The following is a 22322-nucleotide window of genomic DNA, read 5'->3' on the forward strand; positions in this document are numbered from 1 at the left end:
GGGCGAAAAGCTGGGCACAAAGGTTAAATGCCCGAAAAAAGAGCGATTATTTTTACGCGCTCTGGGTAATGGCTGCGCGATAAGCCTCCACCTGACGCACCAGCCAATCCCGAAACAGGACGACCGGGACGTGGTTGGCGCGTGAAAGCGGGGCCACCGCGTAATACGAGCTCGGGCTTCTGGCCTGATGATCGAAGGCTTTGATCAGCTGCTTCGATTTCAACTCGTTATCGATGAGGAAGAGCGGCATCAGCGCGACGCCGAGGCCGGCGATGCAGGCCTGCGCAACGCTGGAAAACTGTTCGAAGCGCATGCCCTGCGGCAAGACGAGTGACAGGCCGAGGCTTTCGAACCAGTGGCCCCATGCGCCCGGCCGCGAGGCCATGTGCAGCAATGGCAGGGCAGCGATGTCTTCTCCCTTTTCCACCGGATGGGCGCTGAGGAACTGCGGGCTGCACACCGGCGCCACCATTTCATGCATCAGAAAGGTGCTTTCCGCGCCTGGCCAATCGGCCTGGCCGATATGGATTGCCATATCCAGCTGCTCACGCTCGAAATCGAACTGGCCGATGCGGGTCGCAAAATTGATGGTGATCTCCGGGTGGTTCGCCACGAAATCCGGTATACGCGGCAGAAGCCAGCGGGTGCCGAAGGTGGGCAGCATGGCGAGGTTGAGCGTATTGCCATGCGTTTTGGTCATGATCTGCAGCGAAGCTGAGCGTATCTCGCCGAGCGCTGCCGCGATCGATTTTGCGTAGATCTGCCCCTCCGCCGTCAGCGCCACGCCGCGTGCGCCGCGGTCGAAGAGCCGCACGCCAAGCTGTTCTTCCAGTGACATAACCTGCCGGCTGATTGCCCCCTGCGTCAGCGCCAGCTCATCTGCGGCGGCGGAAAAGCTGCCGAGACGGGCAACGGAATCGAAAGCGGCAAGCGCACTTGTGGATGGCAGGAGTTTGCGGCTGAGAGATGTCATGAGCCATTACTATATGTAATGCAAAAATGAGTAAACATGGCTTGTGCCATCCGGGCTGAATACGAATAATCCGGCCAGCAAATCCGGAGGCATAAAGTGAGCGAACGCGCAGCATTCAATTGGCAGGATCCTTTCCTGCTCGAAGACCAACTGACTGACGACGAGCGGATGATACGCGACGCCGCGGCCGCCTTCGGCAAATCGGAGCTTTTGCCGCGTATCTCCGAAGCCTATCTTTCTGAAACCACCGAGCCGGAACTGTTCCGCCTGATGGGCCGGCAAGGCCTTCTCGGCGTTACCCTGCCGGAAGAATATGGCGCGGCGAATGCGAGCTATGTGGCCTATGGTCTCGTCGCCCGCGAGGTGGAGCGGATCGACAGCGGTTACCGCTCGATGATGAGCGTGCAGTCCTCGCTCGTCATTCACCCGATCTTCGCTTACGGTTCGGATGAGCAGAAGAAGAAATACCTGCCCGGCCTCGTCTCGGGCGAACTGATCGGCTGTTTCGGCCTCACCGAGCCGGATGCCGGCTCCGATCCGGGCGGCATGAAGACCCGCGCTGAAAAGATCGAGGGCGGTTATCGTCTGCGCGGTTCGAAAATGTGGATTTCCAACGCACCGATCGCCGATGTCTTCGTGGTCTGGGCCAAATCCGAAGCCCATGACAACCAGATCCGCGGTTTCGTGCTCGAAAAGGGCATGAAAGGCCTCTCAGCACCGAAAATCGGCGGCAAGCTTTCGCTGCGCGCCTCCATAACAGGCGAAATCGTCATGGATGGCGTCGAAGTCGGCGAAAACGCACTGCTGCCCAACGTGTCCGGCCTGAAGGGCCCCTTCGGCTGCCTCAACCGCGCCCGCTACGGCATTTCCTGGGGCGTCATGGGCGCTGCCGAAGATTGCTGGTTCCGTGCCCTGCAATATGGTCTCGACCGCAAGCAGTTCGGCAAGCCGCTTGCCGGCATGCAGCTTTACCAGAAGAAGCTCGCCGACATGCAGACCGAGATCGCGCTCGGCCTTCAGGCATCGCTGCGCGTCGGCCAGCTGATGGACGAGCACAGGATGGCGCCGGAAATGATTTCCATCGTCAAGCGCAACAATTGCGGCAAGGCGCTGGATATCGCCCGCCAGGCCCGCGACATGCATGGCGGCAACGGCATCCAGATCGAATATCACGTCATGCGCCACGCGCAGAACCTCGAAACGGTCAACACGTATGAAGGCACGCATGACGTGCACGCGCTGATCCTCGGCCGGGCCCAGACGGGCATTCAGGCGTTTTTCTGAGGGGTATGGACCGTAGCGGTTCCGTCAAGAAAGAGGCCTTCGAAGATTGCTTTGAAGGCCTTTTTCTTTTCGGGCTCAGGTGAAGGCTCAGAATGTGCCGCGCACCCCGATGCCGAACATGCGCGGTTCGGTCATGCTCGCCTCGATGCCGCCGATGCCGCGGTTTTCCTTCATAAGGGTCGGCGCGCGCTCGTCGAAGACGTTCTTGACGTAAGCGTAGAACTCGAGTTCGTCCTGGAACTTGTAGCTCGCCCGCACATCCGCGATCGTGTAGGGATCGATCGCATAGACGGCCTTGTTGTCCGTATCGGAATAATAGCCGTCGAGATGGCGGACCTGCCCGGACACGGTGAACTTTTCCGTCACGTCCCAGCTTGCGCCGACGGTGAAGCTGTATCCCGGCGACTTGGCGAACTCCTTGCCGACATAGGCGGCATTGCTGGAAATCTCGTCGATCTTCGTCTTCAGCAGACCGGCGCTGGCTTTCAGCGTGAGATTGTCGAGCACCCGATAATCCGCGCCAATTTCCAGACCATAGGCATGGGCTTCTTCGGCGTTAACGGTGTAGGATTCGCTGATGCCGGTGGAGACGACGACGGGTACGTTAAACTGGGCGTTCTTCATGTCCATGTAGAACAGATTGCCGTTTACCGTCAGTGTGTCATCGAGCAGGCTGGCGCGGGTGAACACTTCGTAGTTCCAGATGGTTTCCTTGTCGAAGCTCCGCCATTTGCTGGTGGTCAGGTCGAATGCGACGCCGCCGGGATTGTAACCGCGGCTGACAAGACCGCCGACAGTCCAATCATCATTGATGGCATAGGCGAGAGACGCCTTAGGCAGGATTTCAGAGAAGGTTTCGTCATAATTGACCGAACTTCTGCTGGTGGCGCTGAGCGTCCGGTAACCGGCGCGCTGAATCTGGTCCCGCTGGTAGCGCAGGCCACCCGTCAGGGTCCACTGGTCGGTCAGCCGATAGCTCAGCTCGCTGAAGAGGCCGAGATTGTCCTTGGTGTCGCTGAAGCGAGAGGTGCCGCGCAGATAAAGCACCTCGTCGGCTTTCGTGTGCGCATAAAAAATGCCGGCGACACCGCTCAGAACATCCTCCTGATCGCCGAAGGTGACGCGCGTTTCATGCGACGTGTTCCTGAGATCGACATCGGCGTCGCCGTTGTTGGCGATGCCGACCCGGCGTTTGGCGGTGGAGTCGGAAAACTGGGTCTGGTTGAACAGTTTCACGCCGTTCTCGAAATCGTAATTGATGTCGAGAATGCCCGTATTGGTATACTGGCTGAAATTCGGCATAGTCGTGGTGATGTGGTTGAGATCTTCGAAGGGACGCGACGCCGCTTCCTGGCTCGGCCGGTTGGAGGCGTTGTAGGAATAGGTCAGCTTTGTGGAAAGACCGGGAATTTCAGACGGTTCCCAAAGAAGCTTGAAGCGGCCGTTGAATTCCTTGAAGTTTTGGTCCGTTCCCTCATGCGCAAAGGCGGAATTGATGTAATCGATGAAGGTATCGCGGCCGGAATAATCGATCGCCATGCGCGCCGCCAGCTCGTCTTCGATCAGCGGGCCGGAAAAGGCGAAGGAACCGCGCTTCTGGTGATAGTTGCCGATTTCCGCCTGATAGCTGGCTTCCGGCGTAAAGGTCGGGTCCTTGGTGTTGACAAGGATGGCGCCGGCAATGGCGTTGGCGCCCTGTGAGGTCGTCTGGGGCCCGCGGAACACCTCGATGGTGTCGACATCCCATATGGACGTCGCCCCGTAGATGAACTCGTTATACCCGAGATAGTGACCGTCCACATTGATCGTCGCGCGCGGCACCGTACCGGTGAAGAAGGCGATGGAGCCGGTATTCGGGCCCTGCGTGTCCTGTCCGCGAATGATGGGGGCACTGACATTGTCGGTGTAGACGACGTTCGGAATATCCTTGATCGCTTCGGATACGGTCGGATCGCCGGTCTTTTCCTTTTTGATCTCCTCGGCGGTTTTGACTGACACCGACGAGGCCGTGTTCTTCATGTCGCGCGCCACTTTTTCACCGGTCACGACAATCGGCTTCAACACGGTCGTCCCTGCTGTATCAGCCTGCTGATCCTGACCGACAACCGGCGTCACGAACAATGTCGCCAACGTCAGAACACTGACCCCGCTCATCAAACGGCCGTTAGAGCTAAACCCCATCATACACCCCAAATAAACATGAGTATTAAAGTCATATTCAAGTAACGGAAGCGTTATCCGTTTCGCAATAGAGAATGCGTTCCGTATTGCGGACAAGCAGGCTTCCGTAACGGGATGTGTCATATTTACAACAAAGTTTAGGGGCCGCCTTTTCCGCCATGGCAGCCCGGCCGGAGAAGTCATTGAAAAGGCTGAAGACAGCCATTCCGATTTTCGTCGCAATGCGTTAGGCATTCTCGAAAGAGTGGGGCACGACCTTGAACGCCATGGATGACGAAACCGAAGAACGGCCGGAAAACGAAGGTGAAAAGCGCTCGGCGCTTATTCAATCCGTATCGATTGCGGCGCGGTTTCTTAATCTTCTCTCCAGATCCGATACGGGGCTTGCGCTTGGCGAACTTGCTAAACGCGCCGGCACCGGTCGCTCCACCGCGCATCGTTACATGCAAAGCCTCGTGCGGGAGGGACTGGTGATACAGGACCCCGCAAGCGGCAGTTACGATCTCGGCCCCGCAGCGCTGGGCATCGGCATCAGCGCCCTCCGACGAATCAACCCGGTCGAAACCGCCGGACGTGAGATGAAGGCGCTTGCCGCGCAAATCGGCGCCAGCTGCGGCGTGGCGATCTGGACCGAGCGCGGCCCGACCGTGGTGCGGTGGGCGCGAAGCGCCAGCTTTTCCATCAGCACCGTCGCTCTTGGCGATGTTCTGCCGCTGGACAACAGCGCCTGCGGTCTGGTTTTTCAGGCCTATCTGCCACCGGACAGGGTGGCTGCCGTGCGCAGGCTGCAACCACCCGCCTTTCGCGGCTCTCCTCCTGCTGCCGGCATTCTCGAAACCATCCGCGAGACGGGCGGCGCCGAACTCAATGAACATCTGTTCTCCGCCCTGACGGGCAAGGCGGCGCCGGTTTTCGATGCCCAGGGCGAACTCTGTTGTGTCGTCACCACCGTCTCTTTCGTGGCTACCGCCGAAGCGGAACGGCATTTTTCGCGACTGATCGAGGCCGCCCGGCAGGCAACCGCCGAATCCGGTGGCGGCTAGACACCTTCGGCCAGATGCTCCGCAAAGGTGCGGCCGGAATAGGCGGTGCGGAAGAGCCCGGCATCGGCAAGTTTCGGCAACAGCCGCTCCAGCACCAGCCGCATGGATGCCACCGAGCCGCCGGGCACCGCGACAAAACCGTCGATTGCCCCTGCGGCCGCCCATTCACGGATGCCTTTAAAGGCATCTTCAACGGTGCCGACGATCTGCCAATGGCCGGATCCCATCACCTCCGGCCGCCGCAGTAATTCCGCGACACTTAGCGTCTCCCGCTCAATCAGCCTGCGCAGCAGTCCGGCATGGGTGCGGCTTCGCGGTTTTTCGGGCGGCGGCGGCAGGTCGGAAGCGGTGACCACCCGCGTGAGCGGCCAGTCGGTGAGGTCGAGGCCCGTCATGTCGAGAACCGACGCCAGGGTGCGGGCGCGGTTAGCGCGGGCATGGGTCTCAGAAAAGAGTTCAAGCGCCTCCTTGCCGCTATCCGCCAGATATAGGCTGAGGCCCGGCATCAGCTTCACCCCGTCAGGCTCACGGCCGTGTCCTTCGGCGCGCCGCCGTAAGTCCGCCCTCAGTTCGATGGCTGCCTGCATGTCCGGCGTGGAAGCAAAGACTGCATCCGCCACCGAAGAGGCGAAATCGCGCCCCTCGGGAGACGCACCGGCCTGCACCAGCGGAATGCGGCTGGCGTGGGCTGGCAGGTTGAGCGGCCCTTTCACACTGAAATGCCTGCCCTCATGCGCTACCGGGCGCACCAGCGAGGAATCGGCAAATCGCCCGCTTTCCCTGTCGAGTTTAAGGGCTTCATTTGGAAAACTCGCCCAGAGCTGCTGCACGACCTGCGTGAATTCGGCGGCGCGTCCATAACGCTCCTGCGGTGACGGCATTTCTCTCAGCCCGAAATTTTCGTGCCCCTCCAGTGCCGTGACGATGTTCCACCCGGCCCTGCCATTGCTGAGCCAGTTCAACGACTGAAGCTGGCGGGCCACCACATAGGGCGGCAGAAATGTGGTCGATACGGTGGACAACAGGCCGACATGGCTCGTTTCCCGCGCAATGGCCGAAAGAAGCATGGTCGGGTCCATGCTGGCAAATCCGCCGCCGGTTTCCAGCCCCTCGGTGCGGAGGAAAAGCGTATCCGGCCGGAACACGAAATCCACATGCGCAGCTTCCGCGCGCTGTGCCAGATCGACGAAATAATCGCTGGAAAATACCCGATTTATATCGCTGTCGGCTCGACGCCATGCTTCACCGCTGAGCCAGGTTGGGGCCAGCGACATGCCCACATGAAGTTTGGCTGCGACTGACATGATGCACCTCGACTGAAATATCCGGGAAGAAAACCGCGCGTTGAATCGGCAAATTTCGATTTGTGGAGAGTTTTACTATAGTTTAGTGTCGCTTCAAGACCAGAGTGTCGCGCCCGTCGGGAAGGAGCCCATTTCCCGCAGGTTCGATGTTAAGATTCAAAGACTTATAATCCTCATGTGGCGTCTCGACGCATGAGCGCATGACTAACAGGAGTTGTATCCGGTGCTTGACGCCACGGACCTTCACGCCAGCTATGGCCACGTTCCCGTCCTGCGTGGGCTTTCTTGCCGCTTCCACAGCGGTCGCGTCACGGCACTGGTCGGCCCCAATGGCTGTGGCAAGTCGACGCTGTTGAAAACCATCATGGGTTTCGTGCCTTTGTCATCGGGCGCGATAAGGCTTGGCGAGCGTTCGCTGGGCGACATCGGACGCAGGGATCTCGCGCGCCGCATCGCCTATCTGCCGCAGGAATGCCATTGCCCCGACTATATGACGCTCGGCGAGTTGATCGAGCTTGCCGGTTATGCACGCTACGGCCTTGCCGGCGGCCCGAGCGAGCGTGACCGGGCGCTTTTCGCCGGGGCGCTGAAGACGGTCGGGCTGGAGGACAAGGCGAGAGCGCAGGTCAACACGCTTTCCGGCGGGCAGCGCCAGCGCGCCTTCATCGCCATGGTGCTGGCGCAGGATACGGACGTGATCCTGATGGACGAGCCGGTCAACCATCTCGACATGAAATATCAATATGCCGTTCTTGGCCTTGTGCGCGAGCTGACCGACAGGCACGGCAAGACCGTTATCGTCGTGCTGCACGATCTCAATCTCGCCGCCACTTTCGCCGACGACGTCATCATGCTGAAGGCCGGGCAGGTTCTGGCATCAGGGCCGGTAGCAGACACGGTCACACCCGAAAATGTCGCTGAAATCTTCGACCTCGAAGCCGATATATTTTCCAGACAGGGGCGTCTCATCTGCGTGCCCCGGCTGGAACGACAGGAACAGGCCATTCCGGCATGATCGCGAAAACAACGCTGATCGTTGCCGCGGCGCTGTTGCTGGCCGCCATCCTCGCCGTCAATCTGTTCGTCATGTCCGGCGACATGCCGCCTGCCGAAGTCATGGCGACGCTCTGGCGCGGGGAGGCCGATAGCTATGAACAATCGGTGCTCCTCTATCAGCAAATTCCACGGTCGCTGATTGCCATCCATGTGGGCGCCACAACCGCCGTCAGCGGCTGCGTGCTGCAGGGGCTTGCCCGCAATCCCCTCGCCTCGCCCTCGACCCTTGGGCTGAATGCCGGAGCGACGCTTTTCGTGATCGCCGGCGCGCTGCTGTTCGATCTCTCTGCTGAGGCACAGGGCCTTGCCGCGCTTGCGGGCGCCGGCTTCGGTTTTGCCGCCTGCTTCGTTGTCGCGCGTCTTGCCGGGCGGGTGAACGATCCGCGCGGTCTGTCGCTCATCCTTTCCGGAGCGCTGGTTTCCATGCTGCTGATCGGCGTGACAAACGCCCTGCTTCTTTCCAACCCAACGCGTCGGGCCGAATTCCTGAGCTGGGTTGGCGGCAATATCAACCATGTCTATATCGAACGGCTCACCGATTTCTGGTGGATCGGCGCCATTGCAATGGTGATTTTGCTATCGGTCGCGCGGCCGCTGACGCTCGTTCTGCTGGGCGCGGAAAAAGCCGCTTCCGCCGGCGTGAATGTCACGCGTATTTCCCGGCTCGCACTGTTTGCCACCATGCTGGCGTCAGGCTCGGCGGTAGCGATCTGCGGCCCGATCGGTTTCGTCGGCCTTATCGTGCCACATATGATCCGGCCGCTGGTCGGCGTGAATTTCACGCTTGCTTTGCCGGCCTCCGCGCTTGTCGGCGCGAGCATCTGCGTGCTCGCCGATCTTGGCGCGGAAACCCTGTTTGCGCCCTACGTGGTCAATACCGGGCTGTTCATGGACCTGCTTGGCGGCCTCGTTTTCATCGTCATCGTCAAGCGTTTCTATCTGTCGCCTTCGGCAAGGGGGCTATCGTGAAACGGGATTTTGCCACGGACGGGAAAGCCGTTCTCAGGTTGCCCGGCGGGCTGCAGATCGGTATTGGCAATCTGACGGCCGGCCTGACGCTGGTTGCGCTGGCGTTGACGATCGCCGCCGTGTCCGTCAGCCTCGGCAATACCGAAACGGGCCTTATTGATCTCCTGCACGGGTTTGCCGGCGGGCATCTCGGCGATGATCAGGCCTATGCGCTGTGGACGGTACGGCTGCCGCGCATCCTGCTCGGCTTCATGGCTGGCTGGAGTGTGGCGCTGGCAGGCGCGATGCTGCAATCCGTCGCGCGCAATCCGCTCGCCGATCCCGGCCTGTTCGGCCTGAGCCAGGGGTCGATGACCACCATCATGCTGCTTCTGGTGCTGGTGCCAACGGCCCCCAAGACGCTGGTGGCTTTTGCGGCTGTCGGCGGAGGCCTGGCCGTGGCCTTCCTTTTGATCGCGCTTGTAGGGCGCGAACGCTCGAGCGGCCTTGCCATATTGCTGATGGGCATCGCAATTGAGGCGGCGCTTTCCTCTGTCTCATCGGTGCTTCTGCTCTATACGCCAGCCGAAACCTCGCTTTCGCTGGCGGACTGGATGGCCGGTTCGCTGTTTCAGGCAAGCTGGCCGACCATCATCGTTTTTGCTCCCCTCTTTGCAGCAAGCCTTGCCGGCATTTTCCTCATTGGCCGGGCGCTTGCCGTGTTCGATCTTGGCAGCGAGATGGCCATGGCACTCGGAGAAACCGTCAGGCATTCGCGACCGCTCGTCATTGTGTTTGCGGTAATTCTAAGCGCCTCCTCCGTTACCGCCGTCGGCCCGCTGACATTTCTCGGCGTCATCGCCCCGCATCTCGCCACCTTCGTTTCGCCCGCTGTCGGCCGCGCCAGGCTTTTCCTGTCGGGGCTTACCGGCGGCATTCTGGTGGTCGCCGCCGATACGCTCTCGCGCGGGCTGGTGGCGGATGTGCCGATGCCGATTGGCCTTGCGCTGACGCTGATCGGCGTGCCGCTCTTCATCCTCACGCTGCGCCTGCAGGCGTTGCGCAGAACCACCGCTCACTAATATATCGAATAAAGGGAATGCCATGCGAATTGCCATCCTCGTCGCCGCACTTCTGGCCGCCGGAACGAGTCTCGCCGCCGAGCGCAGCGTGACCGATGCCGTCGGCCGCACCCTCTCCGTTCCGGAAAAGCCGCAGCGCATTGTCGTCATGCACGAGCCGCTTCTGGGCGTGCCGCTGATGGATCTTGGCGCTGATGTGGTCGGCGCCTATGGCCGCAACAGCGACGGCAAATTCGCAACCGCCGTCGATTTCGTTGATACCGTTCTTGGCGAAGGCCACGCGAAACCGAAGGGTTTCGGCGCTGTCGGCCAAATCGACCTCGAAAAGCTGCGGGCGCTGCAACCGGACCTCATCGTCGCCACGGAAATGGACAGCGGCAAGGCCGAACAGCTCTCCACAGTCGCACCGGTCTATCTGCAAAAGGCAAGCGCCGGCAAAGCCTATGGCTTCAGCGTGGAGGAAGACCTTGCAGGTCTGGTTGGGCGAAGCGATGTCTTCGCTGAGCGTCGGAAGATTTATGACACCAAGCTCGCCGCCGTCAAAAAGACGCTGGGTGAAGATATCAACGGCAAGACTTATCTCGCGATCCTGCTGACGGACCAGATCAACGCCGTGGGGAACATGTCCGGCGCGGTGCAGGCAATAGAGGATCTCGGTTATGTCAGGTTGAAGATCGACAGTACCGCCTCTTCGGGCGGAATGGGCTCGACCCTGATGATGCCGCTGAGCGCCGAAGCATTCGGCAAGCTCAATCCCGATCTGCTTGTGGTGATGAACAGCTATACCAGCCCAGCCCGCGGCGAGGCGGGAACCCGCGCCGCGCTTGAAAAGATCATTCCCGGCTGGGAGCGTTTCGTAAAACCGGCACGCGAGAAAAGGATTGTTTTCCTCGATTCCACCAGGGTGACGACGCCTTCCATTCCGAGCGCGCTCCATACATTGGATGAAGTGGAAAGCTGGGCGGGCCGCCGCTGACCACCTTTCTGCCCGACAAATCCCGGCACGATCACGTGCCGGGCATAAACTTGAGTTTTCGAAGAAACTTATATTGCCGGGGCGGAAACCGCCTGTTATGGTCCGCGCATCTTGACGCAACGACGCCGGAATATCGCGCCGGACGAGAACCCCAACGCGCGATCATCCGGCACGCCGACCCGGGACAGCGAGACCGCCGAACCCGTCGGCGTCATCCCAGGAAAGACAGCAGCATGAGCATGCCAGAAACCATGGATTCCGCCCTTCCGGACCGCACTCCCAAACGCCACCGCCACGCCGTGAAGCTGCGCGCGCTGGACGTGGCGCGGACCGAAAAACTCAGCCGGTCCATGGTACGCATCGTGCTGACCGGGCCGGAACTGGAGGGCTTTACGAGCCTCGGTTTTGACGACCACGTCAAAATGTTCTTCCCCCAGCCCGGCCAAACCGAACCGACCCTGCCGGTGATCGGCCCGAACGGCATTGAATTCCCGGAAGGCGCGCCGCGGCCGCTGGCGCGTGACTACACGCCGCGCAGCTTCGATGCCGAAAAAGGCGAACTCGCCATCGATTTCGCCACCCATCACGATGGCCCGGCCAGCAACTGGGCGAAGAGCGCGAAAGTTGGTGACAAGGCGTGGATCGCCGGCCCACGCGGTTCCTTCACCGTTCCCTTCACCTATGACTGGCACCTGCTGATCGCCGACGATACCGGCCTTCCCGCGCTGGCACGGCGACTGGAGGAGATGCCTGCCGGCACACCCGTCGTGGCGTTGATCGAAGTCGAGACGGAGGCGGACCGGCTGGAGCTCGTAACCAGGGCGGACGCATCGATCGTCTGGATAACGCAGAGGCCGGACAACGGAACCGACCAGGACGCATTAACGAGCGCCCTGCGCCAGCTCGAACTGCCAAAGGGCGATTTCTTCAGCTGGGTCGCCTGCGAATCGAAGACCGCAAAGGCGGTTCGCGCCCTTCTGGTCGAGGAATTTGGCGCCAACCCCAAATGGACCCGTGCTTCCGGCTACTGGCGGCGCGGCGCGAGCGGCGTTCACGATCATTTCGATGAGTAACCCGGCAATCACGACGGCTGCCATGCGGGATGCGGAAGCGATTATGACGCAACTCAGAGCCCTTCTCGCAAGGGTTCTGGAAGATGAAGTGCGCGATATCGAACCGGGGGACAACCTGTTCGGCTATGGACTTCATTCGCTTGCCCTCATGCGCCTGATGCAGCCGCTTTCACAGCTTGCGGGAGCGCGGCTCGCTTATGACGATCTGGCCCGGCGGCCAACGCTTGCCGCGTGGCAGGCACTCATCGAACGGTCGCGCGCGGGACATTGATCCCGCGAACCGGCACGTTTCGCGCCGGAGCGCGATTTCCGACTATACCAAGGAGAGGACCATGGCAGCAGACAACACACGTATGCTCGCACGTCGCATCGAAGAAGGCTTCGACAACGAAGGGGAGGCCCCGCCGAGCCAATATGAGGAACGGGTCTGGTTCGAACAGTTTCAGGATCCCGATCAGGTCTTTCGGCAGCTTCTCGCCTATCGGATTGGTGAAGAATGCGATCTGCTGCGTCTAACCTCGGCACTGAAGACGGTTTGTGAGGTCTGGCCCGAGCTTCGTGCGCGCTTTGCCTTTGGCGAGGACGGTACGCTTGCCAAGAGTATTGAGGCTCCATCCGCATCCATCGTGCAGCTGCTGCATGTCCCCTCGGCAGAGGAGGCACTGACTTTGCTGCACGACCTTCAGGGGAGGCCCTTTGATGCCGAGACCGACCCGCCTTTCCAGGCCGTCGTGCTTTTGAGCGAAGGTGAAATCCTGCTGGCATTTTTGGTCCATGCCCTGCTGGGCGAGGTCCTCTCCCCGCAGATCCTGCTGGACGGTATTACGGCGGCCTATGCCGGTGGAACGCCGAAACCGCTTTCGCCGCGTGCGGTCGAAAGTGACAGCGTCGACCCGCTTCCGCTTGGCTGGCTGCAACGTCCAGCCACTGGCTCGACCGTCGTGGCGCTGCGGCAGAACACAATTGACAGGCCTGCGAGCCATAGCCATGGCGTCGACCTTGCGGCTTCCCTGCTCGGCCTCCACAGCTCCACGGCTGCAAACGCGATCCTCGCGCGTGCCGGATCGCGTTTTGCGCTTTTCCTGGCAAGAAGCGGTGGCCCCGAAACAGTAACCCTTCGCCTGCGGCCCGGCCTCGGCGCAGCCACACCGATTTCAGCCGAGTCCGTGGCGCGGATAGCGATCACCCGCGACCAATCGCCCGAACAGGCTGAAAATGCCGTGCTGTCGGGGCTGGAGCAAGGAACCGACAATGGAGGAGCAAAGGTCACCTTAACGCTGCAGGCGCTTGCAACACCTGTTCAGGCCATATCGGAACATGGTCTTCACTTCGAGCACCTGCCCCTGCCCTCCCTGCAATCCGGCCTCGGCCTGACACTTGCCGTCGGGCCGACGGCCGCGGGCGAGATCCGCCTCGAATTGACGGGCGGCAGGGAAACATCGCCGCATGCGACGGCCTTCCTCCTGGAGCGCTTCGTCAGCCATCTTGAAGGCGGCACGGATTTTTCCGAGGTCGTCCCTCAAGACGCCGCGGCAGCACCGCAGCAGGCAGCCCTTTCGCCCAGTGCGTCCGCTCAGAAGGACGACACCGTCGAAACGATCCTCGCCGAGTTCCGTGAAGCGCTCGTCTCACCCGACATGGGGCCGGATGACGATTTCTTCGATTTCGGCGGCCATTCGCTGATCGCGACCCGCATCATCGGCCGCCTTCTCGCCAATCATGGCATCGAGCTTCGTTTCAACGATCTGTTCAGCTACCCGACCGCCGCCACGCTCGCAAAACAGGCGACGCGGCTCGCAACCGCTGCGCCTGCGCAGGCGGACGCGACGGCGAGCGGCTCGCTGACCGCGCCGCTTTCGCTGGCGCAGATGTCGCTCTGGAAAGCCTATGCCGCTTTCGGTTTCGGCGAAATCTTCAACATTCCCTTCGCGCTCGATTTCCTCGATCCGGTCGATGAGAACGCCTTCGAATGCGCCTTCCTCGATATAATCGAGCGCCATCCTGGCCTGCGGACCCATTTCTACGTCGAAAACGATATGGTTCTGCAGAGGATCGTGCCAATGCATGATCTGCCCGGTTACAAATGGTTCTGGACCAGCGAAGAAAGCGAAGGGGTGGACCGCCACGCCGAGGCTGGCTGGCGCTTCGATCTAGCGCGCGAACTGCCGATGCGGCTGCGCTTCCTGCGCGCCCCCCACACCGGCCGTCAGGTGCTCTCCTTCCTCTTCCATCACATCGTGCTGGACGAATGGTCGGTGAACCTGATGATGGACGAGCTGACCGAGGCTTACCGGGCAAGGGCGACGGGCATGGCCCCGGTCTTTGCGACCAGACCAGCCCCGTTCCACGAATTTGCAAGACAACAGGTCGCGTCAGGCGTCAATTCCAGCCACCTTGCCTACTGGACCGATATGTTGCGGGATGCGCCGAAAGGCCTTACTCTCAACGGACAGGAAAGCACACCGCACGAGGCATCGCAGGACGAAGCACCGGCAGGCGGCTGGATCGAGTTCAAGCTGGAAAAACATGTCAGCGACGGGCTTTACGCCATTGCCAGGCAGAACAGCGCCTCGCTGTTCAACGTGGTCTATGCCGCGATTGCCGCATCGCTGCGCCATCTCGGCGGGTTGAGCGATCTCGTGGTCGGCACCTCGGCTTCGGGCCGCACCGACAGCAATTATTTCGATACGATCGGTTATTTCACCACGGTCGTCGCCCATCGCGTTCGTTTCGCGGAAACGATGACCGTCGGCGAACTGATTTCCTCGGTGAAGAACACCATCAATGGCTCGCTGGAACACAGCGAAATCCCGATCGATCTCGTGGAGGAAGCACTGGGCATGACGCCGGGTCGCGACCATTTGTTCGAGGTCTTCATCCAGATCCACGCCAAGAACAAGCTGAACGGCGCCCTTGCGGGGCCGGATGGCAGGGCGGTGGAATTCCGCCAGATCGATCCGGACAAACACGAATCCATGCTGGGGCTGCAGTTCGAGGTAATGGAAGAGACGATCGGCGGCGATCGCTCCATTCGCGTGCTGATGAGCTACCGTTCGGACCGTTACGGACCTGAGGATGTCGAGCGGCTGCGCAGCACCACCAGCGGCATCTTCAGCCGTTTTGCGGAAACCGGCGCTTCGGACCGCGTGCTGACGACGCTCGCCTGAGCCGGACCTGCCAAGGAAAACCCGGCTTCGCCTGACGGAGCCGGGTTATTTTGTCTTTGAACGCTGATGAGAATGTCCTGGCGCGGCCCCTGCATCCGCACGCCGTCACACCTCAGACCGCCAGGCGGAACGCCGTGGACGCCTCCACCGCCGCAAGCGCCAAGGCCTCCTCGCGCAGCATGGCATCGAGGAACAATGGCAGCTCTTTACGGTAGCGGGCGAAGTCTCCCGCTTGTGTCAGTGCCGAGTCCGCATCGATGTGCAGGTTCAGTTCGCTGCCGTCATCTTCACCGCGGAAGGTAAGGTTGAACCCGTCGCCGGGACCATTCGCCAGAATGTGTCTGGCAACGGTGAGCCCGGCAAACACCGGCGCGCTGAACGGCAGGACATTGATGAGCGGCGAGAAGAAGAAGCGCCGGCCTTTCGGTATTTCCCGGTCGGCGGCGATCTGTTCAATACGGTAGCGGCCGTGCAGGCGCTGCTTCCGCAGATTGGCGGCGTTGCGCGTCAGAAATGCGGCGACGTCCTCGCCCGGCTCGATGGTGAGGTGGAACGGCAGGATGTTGACGAGCATGGCCGGCATATGTGCGCCGACACTGCCCCAGCGGCTCATGAACGGCAGCCACAGTGTCAGGACATCACGATCCGGGCGGGGCAGCACCCGGTGGAGATAAAGACCGGAAAGCAGCACCAGAAGATCGGGCCAGCCAATCTCCAGTGCGCCGGCCAGTCGTTGCAACCGCTTGCTGAAACCGGGCGGCAAGGCCGCATCCGCATGCAGGCCACCGCCGCCATAATCCTCGCAATCCTTGTCCAGCACCGGCAGATCGGCGGGTGCGGCGAGATAGGCTGTCCAGAAATCGCGATCCTTTTCGAAACGCCGGCTCCGCTTGTAGGCTTCCTCTTCCGCCAGGAAATCGCCGAAGGGGTGAAAATCCGGACCCGCTTCACCCTTACCGCAATAGTGCCCGTAAAGCTGGCCGCAGCGCTGCTCCACCAGCGTCAGCCCATAACCATCAACGACGATATGATGGGCGCGGATATACCAAAGGTAACGATCATCGGCGATACGGTAGAGCAGCTGCGCCGAGAGCCTGTCGGCCGTGAGATCGAGCCGCGCTTCCACATCCGCGTTCATGCGCCGCAAAGCCTCCTCCAGCGGAGCGGTATTGCCGCGGAGATCGACAAGTTCCACAACCGGGGCATGGCTTGGGTCGCAGCATTGCTGCGGCGTCTCGCCATCATCGCCGACGCGGAAGCGGATAGACAGGACTTCGGATTCGCGCACGGTGCGTGTGATCGCCTGAAGGAGCGCGCTTTCATTCACCGCACCGGAAAGATCGATGTAATGGGCGACGGTTGAAACCGGTTCGTCGGGATGGAAGGAAAATTCCTCCCAGAAATCGAGTTGCGGCTGCGTCAGTGGAAGCCAGCCGCCGGCGGGATCGATATGCGCCATCTGTTTTTCCTTGCACTATTTTCGTTGCCGGGCGCGAAGTGCCACCCGAAATGACGGGGTTCACGCCGCCCGTACGGCCATGAGCGACGTCACCTGCCTGGCGTTGCGGCACCGCAAAAGCTGCTGCGGTGTCAGGTCAACACCGAAGACGGCGCGAATTTCGGCCGAGACGGTTTTCAGGTGCGACGGCAAAAGTCCGAGCGCCAGCAGGTCGCTGTCTGCATCCACATTTGCCGGCTTTTTACCCAATACGCTGAGATAGATATCCAGCACCCGGCGGTCGCCGTGATCGACGTCTGGAACCGCAGGGGCGGAGAATTTTGCCGGTTCCGCGTCAGCCGTTCCACTGGTCAAGAGTTCACGGGCGCGACGGCGGTCGGGCTTGCCATTGGTCGAAAGCGGCAGATCGTCAACCTTGAGAAACCGGCCGGGCACATGCGATTCCGGCAGATGCCGGCGGGCAAAGTCGCGCAGTTCGGCAGTGGTGAGTTCGAGGCCGGGTGTCGTGACATAAAGCACGCCGATGGCCGCCTCGCCCTTTTGCTCGACACCGTAATCCACAACCAGAACCCTCTGGAGAGAAGGGTGGCGGATCAGCTCGTTTTCCACATCCGGCAGCGAGACCCGCACGCCCCGCACCTTGACGTAACCGTTGACACGGCTCGCGAACATGATCTTGCCATCCGGCCGGTAGCGGCCGCGGTCCCCGGTTCGGAAGGCGCGCACGCTGTTTCCCTGCGGATCGGTAATCGTCACGAAATCCGTCTGGGTAATCGCGCCGTCCTCGAGATAGCCGATCGCGACATTCACGCCGGCCGTATGGATGCGGCCAACGACGCCCGCCGGGCAATGGCCGCCGTGATCGTTGAGGACGAAATAACGATTGGCGGGCAGCGGGTGGCCATAGGGCACGGCCGCCACATCTTCCGCAACAATCTCGTGCCAGATGCTCCAGATCGTCGTTTCCGTCGGCCCGCCGAGCGATATCAGCCGCAGGTCGGGCTTCAGCCGGCGAAGCTCTTCTATGATAACAGGCTTGATGTAGTCCCCGCCCTGCGCGACAAGCCGGAGCGACGATAGCTGGTTACCACGGCAGCAGGCGAGAAGCATTTCGAGGATGGCAGGCACGGAGCACCACAGCGTGACACCATGTTCTGCGACCAGCTCGTTCCAGCGCACCGCATCCTTTTCCTCTCCGGGTGCCGGCAGCACCAGCGTCGCCCCTGCAACGAGCGCGCCGAAAACATCAAAGACCGACATGTCGTGATGCAGCGGGGTGACCGAGATGAATACGTCGCGTTCCGTCACCGCCCATTCCGCCAGCGTGCCGCCAATGACATTGGCCGTGGCGCGGTTGGAAAGCACGACGCATCTCGGTTTGCCTGTCGTGCCAGACGTGTAAAGAAAATAGGCAGGCCCCTCGCTTCGGGAAAGCGCCGCTAACTCCGCCATGGAGACCGGTGCGCCAGCCGGAGCGGGCGTGGACAGAAGCACCGCCGGATCGACAGCGTCAAAACCCTGCGGAACGCGGCGGGCGACGATGAGCGCCGGGCGGCAATTGGTCAGCAGATACTGCAGGCGATCGTCGGGTGAACCGGCGTCGACCGGCACCCAGACCGCACCCATCAGGGCCGCGGCGAGCGTGATCGCCGTGTGTTCGGGGCTACGCTGCAGGCAGATGGCCACGACATCACCCCGACCGATGCCGCGCGCCCTTAGGCCCGTAATCACGCGCGCCACCATCTCGCCAAGCTCGCTATAGGCGATGCGCCGCTTGCCGCTGACAAGCGCGGTGCGTGACGGCTCTCCTGCGAAAAGACGGCCGGCGATCCGTTCCAGAAATGGCGGGCAGACGAAGTTTCCTTCATCGCCATTCAGCCGGTAATGGGACAGGTCGACAATATCGCGTCCGTTGAGGACGAAAGCGCCGCTATCCGCGATCCCCGCAATCGCGCGCTCGATGGCTGCGAGAATATCCGCCACCATCGCCGCATCGATCGCCTGCTCCGCATAGTCGATATCGAGGACGAGATCGCCATTCGGATTCTGCGAAAAGCGAAAATCCAGCGCGACCTGCGGCGTCTGCGTCAGACCGTCCGTCCAGCGCATGGCCGAATCCGGCGAAAGCGTCGGCCATGTGAGACCATTGGTAATCACCACAGGCAGGGCGAGCCCGCCCGCATTCGCATTGAGAAGCACGCGATTGAGATCGATGCCGGAAAAAGCCAGATGGTTCAGCCCTTCCAGCACATCCCTCTGCAGGCCCGCCGCCCGCACGGCAAAATCGTCTTTTGCCGCATTCCATTGGACGGCGATGAAGCTGGAGCGGTTGGCGAAGGCCCCGTCCACCTGCGGCGCAACGGGAATGCCGACCACCAGCGCACCCTCGTTCAGCCAGAGCGACAGCACCTCGAGAATGACCGCCGTAAGCGCCGAATTCTTGAACAGGCGCTCTTTCGCACCGGCCCGCGCAAAGGCGGAGAAGCGCTGCTTTTCGACAATCAGACTCTGGCGGCTATATCGCGACGTCGGAATGGTTTCGAGCGGTGCTTTCCAGGGCAACTGCGAGGGCACTTCAGCTTCTTTCAGCTTCTCGGTCCAATAGGCCGCGTCCCCGGCACGGGCGGCTGCGATATCCTCTCCTGGCGTTTCAGCCGCAGCGGTGATTGCGACCGGCAGGACACCGTCAAAAAGTTCCGTCGCGAGGCTGGCTATCGCCCGCCCGTCAAGGATGAGAGCGTCAAAACGCAGGAACACCACGACATGATCAGCCTTTGCCTCGGACGCCGGCAGGCGGAAGACCGTGACCCGCCAGGGAGAGGCGGCGAGATCAAAATGGGCGTGGGAAAAATCCCGTCTGACGGCGTCGATCCTCGCTTCCGCTGCCGCCGGGGAAATATCCGAGAGATCGATCATATCAAGGTTGATCTCCGCTTCCCCGAACACGATCTGCACGAGGCGCCGCTCGTCGATGCGGGTGCGCAGGCTTTCATGTCTCTCGACCATGGCAGAAAGGCGGGTCCGCAGCAGGGCGGGGTCGATGCTGCCGCGATATTCGCGAAACTCCTGCATCGCCACGCCGCTGAGCGGCAGATGTGTGCCGCGACCGAGAAGATATGCCTTCTGCAGCGGTGAGAGCGGACGTTCCATGGCGTTTCCTTTTTTATCGGCCAGCTGTTCGGGCATCGCAGCACCAAATCGTTCCACGCTTTCCTCAACGAGGTCCGGGTGATCAGCGAGCCGGCGAAGGAGACCCACGTAGGTTTTAAACAGGGCGCGAAGCCATGGTTCAGGCAGCGCATCGAGCCGCACATCCCAGTTTATCAGCAGGCCGCCATCAAGCCTCGCGACCTGCGCGTCCAGCGCAACCCCCGGCCCTTGCGATACCGTGTGGACCAGGGAGCCAAACAGCTGCCCAACCCTTTGTGAAAACAGATCGCCGCCCGGCAGGTCGACACCGGCGGTAAAAACCACGGGCGAGGTCTGCAAACCGCCGCGCAGGCGAGAGAGGTCGCGCATGATGCTGACGCCCGGATAGGCCTGATGGGCAAGCAGGCCGTTCATGTCATCGAAAACCCGCCCGAGCAGGGCTTCGACGCTTTCAGCGGGTCTGATATCGACGCCGAGCACCAGCACGTTGGAAAACTCACCGACGATGGAATCAACCCCTTCAACCAGGGGTGCACGCCAGAAAGCCGGAACGGAGAGCCGGAACTTTTCGGAATCGATCGCCCGCGACAGCGCCACGGCAAAAACACCGAGCAACAGGGTCGACATCGTTACCGAGCAACGCCGCGCAGCCCGTTCAAGACCGTCACGTTCAACGACCGTAAGCATCGTGGCAAAACGGTCCGTATGAACGGCGCGTGACGCATCCTCCGGTAAAAATGGAAGCGGCGGCGCGTCCGGAATATCCGCAATATGCTGCCGCCACCACGACCGGTCGTATTCCCGCACGCTCTTGAGGTCAGGATCGGCCGCAAGGCGTTTCGTCCAGTCGAAGAAGGATGGCTGCGCCGCCGGGGGACGCGCGGTCTCATCCTTGTCCGCCTCCTCGTAAAGGCCGGCGAGGTCCTCCATCAATATCCGCACGCTGGCCGGATCGATGGCCAGCATGTCCGTGTCCACATGCAGCCGGCTACGGCCATGCGGCAACAGGCTGAGCGCAATCGCCGCGGGCGGCGCAGTGCGAAGATCCGTCGCGCGATGGCTCCACGCGTGGCGCTTGATCTCGAGCCGGCGCGCAAGCGTCTCCGCATCAAGCGCCGTCATGTCCTCCACATCGAGATGCAGCGGGCGACCATCAGGATCGACGGATTGACGCCCTTCCGCATCGATCCTGAGGCTCAGCATCGGGTGTCGCCGGCAAAGCCTGCCGACCGCAACGGCCAGTTTTTCGAGTTCCAGAGCTCGCCCCTCGAACTCGAGATAAAGATGGGGCGTAACTTTTCCGAGTATCCCATCCGTCTCCCGACCGACCCAGTAGGCCACCTGCATCGGAGTTAAATTTAGCATGTGAATTTGCACCGATTGACAAAACATGATTATCATAATCAAGTATAAACCATCGTCAACCACTCGAACAGGAGGCATCCCATGAAAACGGGAGCACTCAGGACGAATGACGTCGAATCCGACGAAATTGCTGATTTTAATAGGGATTTTCTTTTCACTTCCGGTACCGGGCAGTTGCGGGCCAAAGGAATCCGCGAAAGGATAACGCTTCCGGCCCGCGGCGGAGAAGATACTGGCAGCCCTTTGCAGCAAGCGATTAAAGCCGCTTTCGAACGGGCCCGCCGGGCTGGTCAGGACAATCCGATCGCCATTGGGGCAATCCCCTTCGATGTCAGCGAACCCTCATGCCTTTATATACCGAACAACCATGAGTGGAGCCCACGAGAAACCGCGCCGGTCGTCGCCGATTCGGCCATGCCCGCGCTTGTCGGCCAGAACAGCCTGCCGGACGAGACCGGCTTTAAACGCGCCGTAGAGCACGCCATCGTCAATTTCCGCCATTCCGATGTCCGTAAAGCGGTACTTTCCGTCATGCGCGAACTCACCTTCGCTTCCGAGGTCAATGTCGAGAGATTGCTGGCGAGTCTCGCCAAACAGAATCGCGAAGGTTACCAGTTTCGTATTCCGCTGCCCGATGGCGGCGACCTCATCGGCGTCAGCCCGGAACTCCTGATTCGCAAGCAGGGTGAGAACATCATCTCGAACCCGCTGGCGGGATCGGCAAAGCGGATGGTCGACCCCGCCGCGGACAAGGCCAACGCCGAGCGGCTATCGGCTTCGGAAAAGGACCACTACGAGCACAGCCTCGTTATCGAGGACATCCGCTCCCTGCTTTCGCCGGTCTGCGCGGAACTCGATGTCCCTGAAAAACCCTCCCTCATCAACACGGCAGCCCTCTGGCATCTTTCGACCCGCATCGAAGGCCGCCTCGCCGACCCAGAGACCAATGCCCTGCAGCTTGCGTGCCTGTTGCACCCGACGCCGGCCGTCTGCGGTTTCCCCACCGAGCGCGCCCATCGCCTTATCCGCTTCGTCGAGCCTTTCGAGCGCGGCCTCTTCACCGGCATGGTCGGCTGGATGGATTCTGAGGGCAATGGCGAGTGGGTGGTAACGATCCGGTGCGGCACCGTGCAGCGAAAAACGGTGCGGCTCTTTGCCGGCGCCGGCATCGTTGAGGCATCGGAGCCCGAATCCGAATGGGCCGAGGTGCAGACCAAACTCAAGACCATGCTGAACGCCTGCGGTCTTTCTGCCTGATTTC

Annotated in this window: 15 protein-coding genes; 10 read left to right on the plus strand and 5 right to left on the minus strand. The window is 61.3% G+C overall.

Features of this window, described 5'->3' with window-relative positions:
• Positions 1-52: 52 nt before the first annotated feature.
• A complete protein-coding gene (locus tag EYD00_RS15400; RefSeq protein ID WP_034496864.1) occupies positions 53-973 on the minus strand; it encodes a LysR family transcriptional regulator in 921 nt (306 codons plus the stop codon).
• A 96-nt stretch (positions 974-1069) separates the two neighbouring features.
• Between EYD00_RS15400 and EYD00_RS15405 the strand changes: the two genes are divergently transcribed.
• The gene (locus tag EYD00_RS15405) at positions 1070-2257 is read left to right on the plus strand and encodes an acyl-CoA dehydrogenase (RefSeq protein ID WP_034496866.1); all 1188 of its coding nucleotides are present in this window, start codon (positions 1070-1072) and stop codon (positions 2255-2257) included.
• 87 nt (positions 2258-2344) lie between these two features.
• Here EYD00_RS15405 and EYD00_RS15410 read toward each other — a convergent pair whose 3' ends face one another.
• On the minus strand, positions 2345-4411 hold the full coding sequence (locus EYD00_RS15410; RefSeq protein WP_081859425.1) for a TonB-dependent receptor: 2067 nt from the start codon (positions 4409-4411) through the stop codon (positions 2345-2347).
• Positions 4412-4704: 293 nt separating this feature from the next.
• Here EYD00_RS15410 and EYD00_RS15415 point away from each other — a divergent pair, with 293 nt between their 5' ends.
• On the plus strand, positions 4705-5481 hold the full coding sequence (locus tag EYD00_RS15415) for an IclR family transcriptional regulator (protein ID WP_034496869.1): 777 nt from the start codon (positions 4705-4707) through the stop codon (positions 5479-5481).
• Here EYD00_RS15415 and EYD00_RS15420 read toward each other — a convergent pair.
• Positions 5478-6785 carry an NtaA/DmoA family FMN-dependent monooxygenase gene (locus EYD00_RS15420; RefSeq protein ID WP_034496872.1) on the minus strand — a complete coding sequence of 436 codons (1308 nt, stop codon included), beginning with the start codon at positions 6783-6785 and terminating at the stop codon, positions 5478-5480. The two genes, EYD00_RS15415 and EYD00_RS15420, sit on opposite strands and share 4 nt — an antisense overlap.
• 214 nt (positions 6786-6999) lie before the next feature.
• Between EYD00_RS15420 and EYD00_RS15425 the strand changes: the two genes are divergently transcribed.
• The 7 genes from EYD00_RS15425 (at position 7000) to EYD00_RS15455 (ending at position 15087) form a co-directional block, all read left to right on the plus strand.
• Complete coding sequence (locus tag EYD00_RS15425) at positions 7000-7800, plus strand: ABC transporter ATP-binding protein (RefSeq protein WP_034496875.1); 801 nt, start codon at positions 7000-7002, stop codon at positions 7798-7800.
• Positions 7797-8810 (plus strand): FecCD family ABC transporter permease, encoded by a 1014-nt coding sequence (locus EYD00_RS15430; RefSeq protein ID WP_034496876.1) that lies wholly within the window; start codon positions 7797-7799, stop codon positions 8808-8810. Before EYD00_RS15425 ends, EYD00_RS15430 begins: the two co-directional genes overlap by 4 nt.
• On the plus strand, positions 8807-9871 hold the full coding sequence (locus EYD00_RS15435) for a FecCD family ABC transporter permease (RefSeq protein WP_034496879.1): 1065 nt from the start codon (positions 8807-8809) through the stop codon (positions 9869-9871). The genes EYD00_RS15430 and EYD00_RS15435 overlap by 4 nt, the downstream gene beginning before the upstream one ends.
• Positions 9872-9893: 22 nt before the next feature.
• The gene (locus EYD00_RS15440; RefSeq protein WP_022562798.1) at positions 9894-10847 is read left to right on the plus strand and encodes an ABC transporter substrate-binding protein; all 954 of its coding nucleotides are present in this window, start codon (positions 9894-9896) and stop codon (positions 10845-10847) included.
• A gap of 233 nt (positions 10848-11080) precedes the next feature.
• On the plus strand, positions 11081-11920 hold the full coding sequence (locus EYD00_RS15445) for a siderophore-interacting protein (RefSeq protein WP_022562799.1): 840 nt from the start codon (positions 11081-11083) through the stop codon (positions 11918-11920).
• Positions 11913-12191, plus strand: coding sequence for a phosphopantetheine-binding protein (locus EYD00_RS15450; protein ID WP_034496885.1), 279 nt, complete (start codon positions 11913-11915; stop codon positions 12189-12191). Before EYD00_RS15445 ends, EYD00_RS15450 begins: the two co-directional genes overlap by 8 nt.
• A 61-nt stretch (positions 12192-12252) precedes the next feature.
• Positions 12253-15087: a condensation domain-containing protein gene (locus EYD00_RS15455; RefSeq protein ID WP_034496888.1), complete on the plus strand. Its 2835-nt coding sequence runs from the start codon at positions 12253-12255 to the stop codon at positions 15085-15087.
• A 112-nt stretch (positions 15088-15199) separates the two neighbouring features.
• Here the strand turns inward: EYD00_RS15455 and EYD00_RS15460 are convergent, their stop codons facing one another.
• Together EYD00_RS15460 and EYD00_RS15465 are read right to left on the minus strand one after the other, a co-directional pair.
• Positions 15200-16546: a condensation domain-containing protein gene (locus EYD00_RS15460; RefSeq protein ID WP_034496890.1), complete on the minus strand. Its 1347-nt coding sequence runs from the start codon at positions 16544-16546 to the stop codon at positions 15200-15202.
• A 60-nt stretch (positions 16547-16606) separates the two neighbouring features.
• Positions 16607-21061 carry a non-ribosomal peptide synthetase gene (locus EYD00_RS15465; protein WP_081859426.1) on the minus strand — a complete coding sequence of 1485 codons (4455 nt, stop codon included), beginning with the start codon at positions 21059-21061 and terminating at the stop codon, positions 16607-16609.
• An 81-nt stretch (positions 21062-21142) separates the two neighbouring features.
• Here EYD00_RS15465 and EYD00_RS15470 point away from each other — a divergent pair, with 81 nt between their 5' ends.
• Positions 21143-22318, plus strand: coding sequence for an isochorismate synthase (locus tag EYD00_RS15470; protein ID WP_034496893.1), 1176 nt, complete (start codon positions 21143-21145; stop codon positions 22316-22318).
• Positions 22319-22322 lie beyond the last annotated feature (4 nt).

The sequence above is a fragment of the Agrobacterium sp. 33MFTa1.1 genome (genome assembly GCF_004328495.1).
Taxonomy (GTDB): Bacteria; Pseudomonadota; Alphaproteobacteria; order Rhizobiales; family Rhizobiaceae; genus Agrobacterium; species Agrobacterium pusense.

What these genes read in the sequence shown, in the direction of transcription:
- EYD00_RS15465 (WP_081859426.1), bottom strand. Translation starts at nt 21,061, where the DNA reads ATGCTAAATTTAACTCCGATGCAGGTGGCCTACTGGGTCGGTCGGGAG.
- EYD00_RS15455 (WP_034496888.1), top strand. Translation starts at nt 12,253, where the DNA reads ATGGCAGCAGACAACACACGTATGCTCGCACGTCGCATCGAAGAAGGC.
- EYD00_RS15440 (WP_022562798.1), top strand. Translation starts at nt 9,894, where the DNA reads ATGCGAATTGCCATCCTCGTCGCCGCACTTCTGGCCGCCGGAACGAGT.
- EYD00_RS15415 (WP_034496869.1), top strand. Translation starts at nt 4,705, where the DNA reads ATGGATGACGAAACCGAAGAACGGCCGGAAAACGAAGGTGAAAAGCGC.
- EYD00_RS15470 (WP_034496893.1), top strand. Translation starts at nt 21,143, where the DNA reads ATGAAAACGGGAGCACTCAGGACGAATGACGTCGAATCCGACGAAATT.
- EYD00_RS15410 (WP_081859425.1), bottom strand. Translation starts at nt 4,411, where the DNA reads ATGAGCGGGGTCAGTGTTCTGACGTTGGCGACATTGTTCGTGACGCCG.
- EYD00_RS15420 (WP_034496872.1), bottom strand. Translation starts at nt 6,785, where the DNA reads ATGTCAGTCGCAGCCAAACTTCATGTGGGCATGTCGCTGGCCCCAACC.
- EYD00_RS15450 (WP_034496885.1), top strand. Translation starts at nt 11,913, where the DNA reads ATGAGTAACCCGGCAATCACGACGGCTGCCATGCGGGATGCGGAAGCG.
- EYD00_RS15400 (WP_034496864.1), bottom strand. Translation starts at nt 973, where the DNA reads ATGACATCTCTCAGCCGCAAACTCCTGCCATCCACAAGTGCGCTTGCC.
- EYD00_RS15445 (WP_022562799.1), top strand. Translation starts at nt 11,081, where the DNA reads ATGAGCATGCCAGAAACCATGGATTCCGCCCTTCCGGACCGCACTCCC.
- EYD00_RS15430 (WP_034496876.1), top strand. Translation starts at nt 7,797, where the DNA reads ATGATCGCGAAAACAACGCTGATCGTTGCCGCGGCGCTGTTGCTGGCC.
- EYD00_RS15460 (WP_034496890.1), bottom strand. Translation starts at nt 16,546, where the DNA reads ATGGCGCATATCGATCCCGCCGGCGGCTGGCTTCCACTGACGCAGCCG.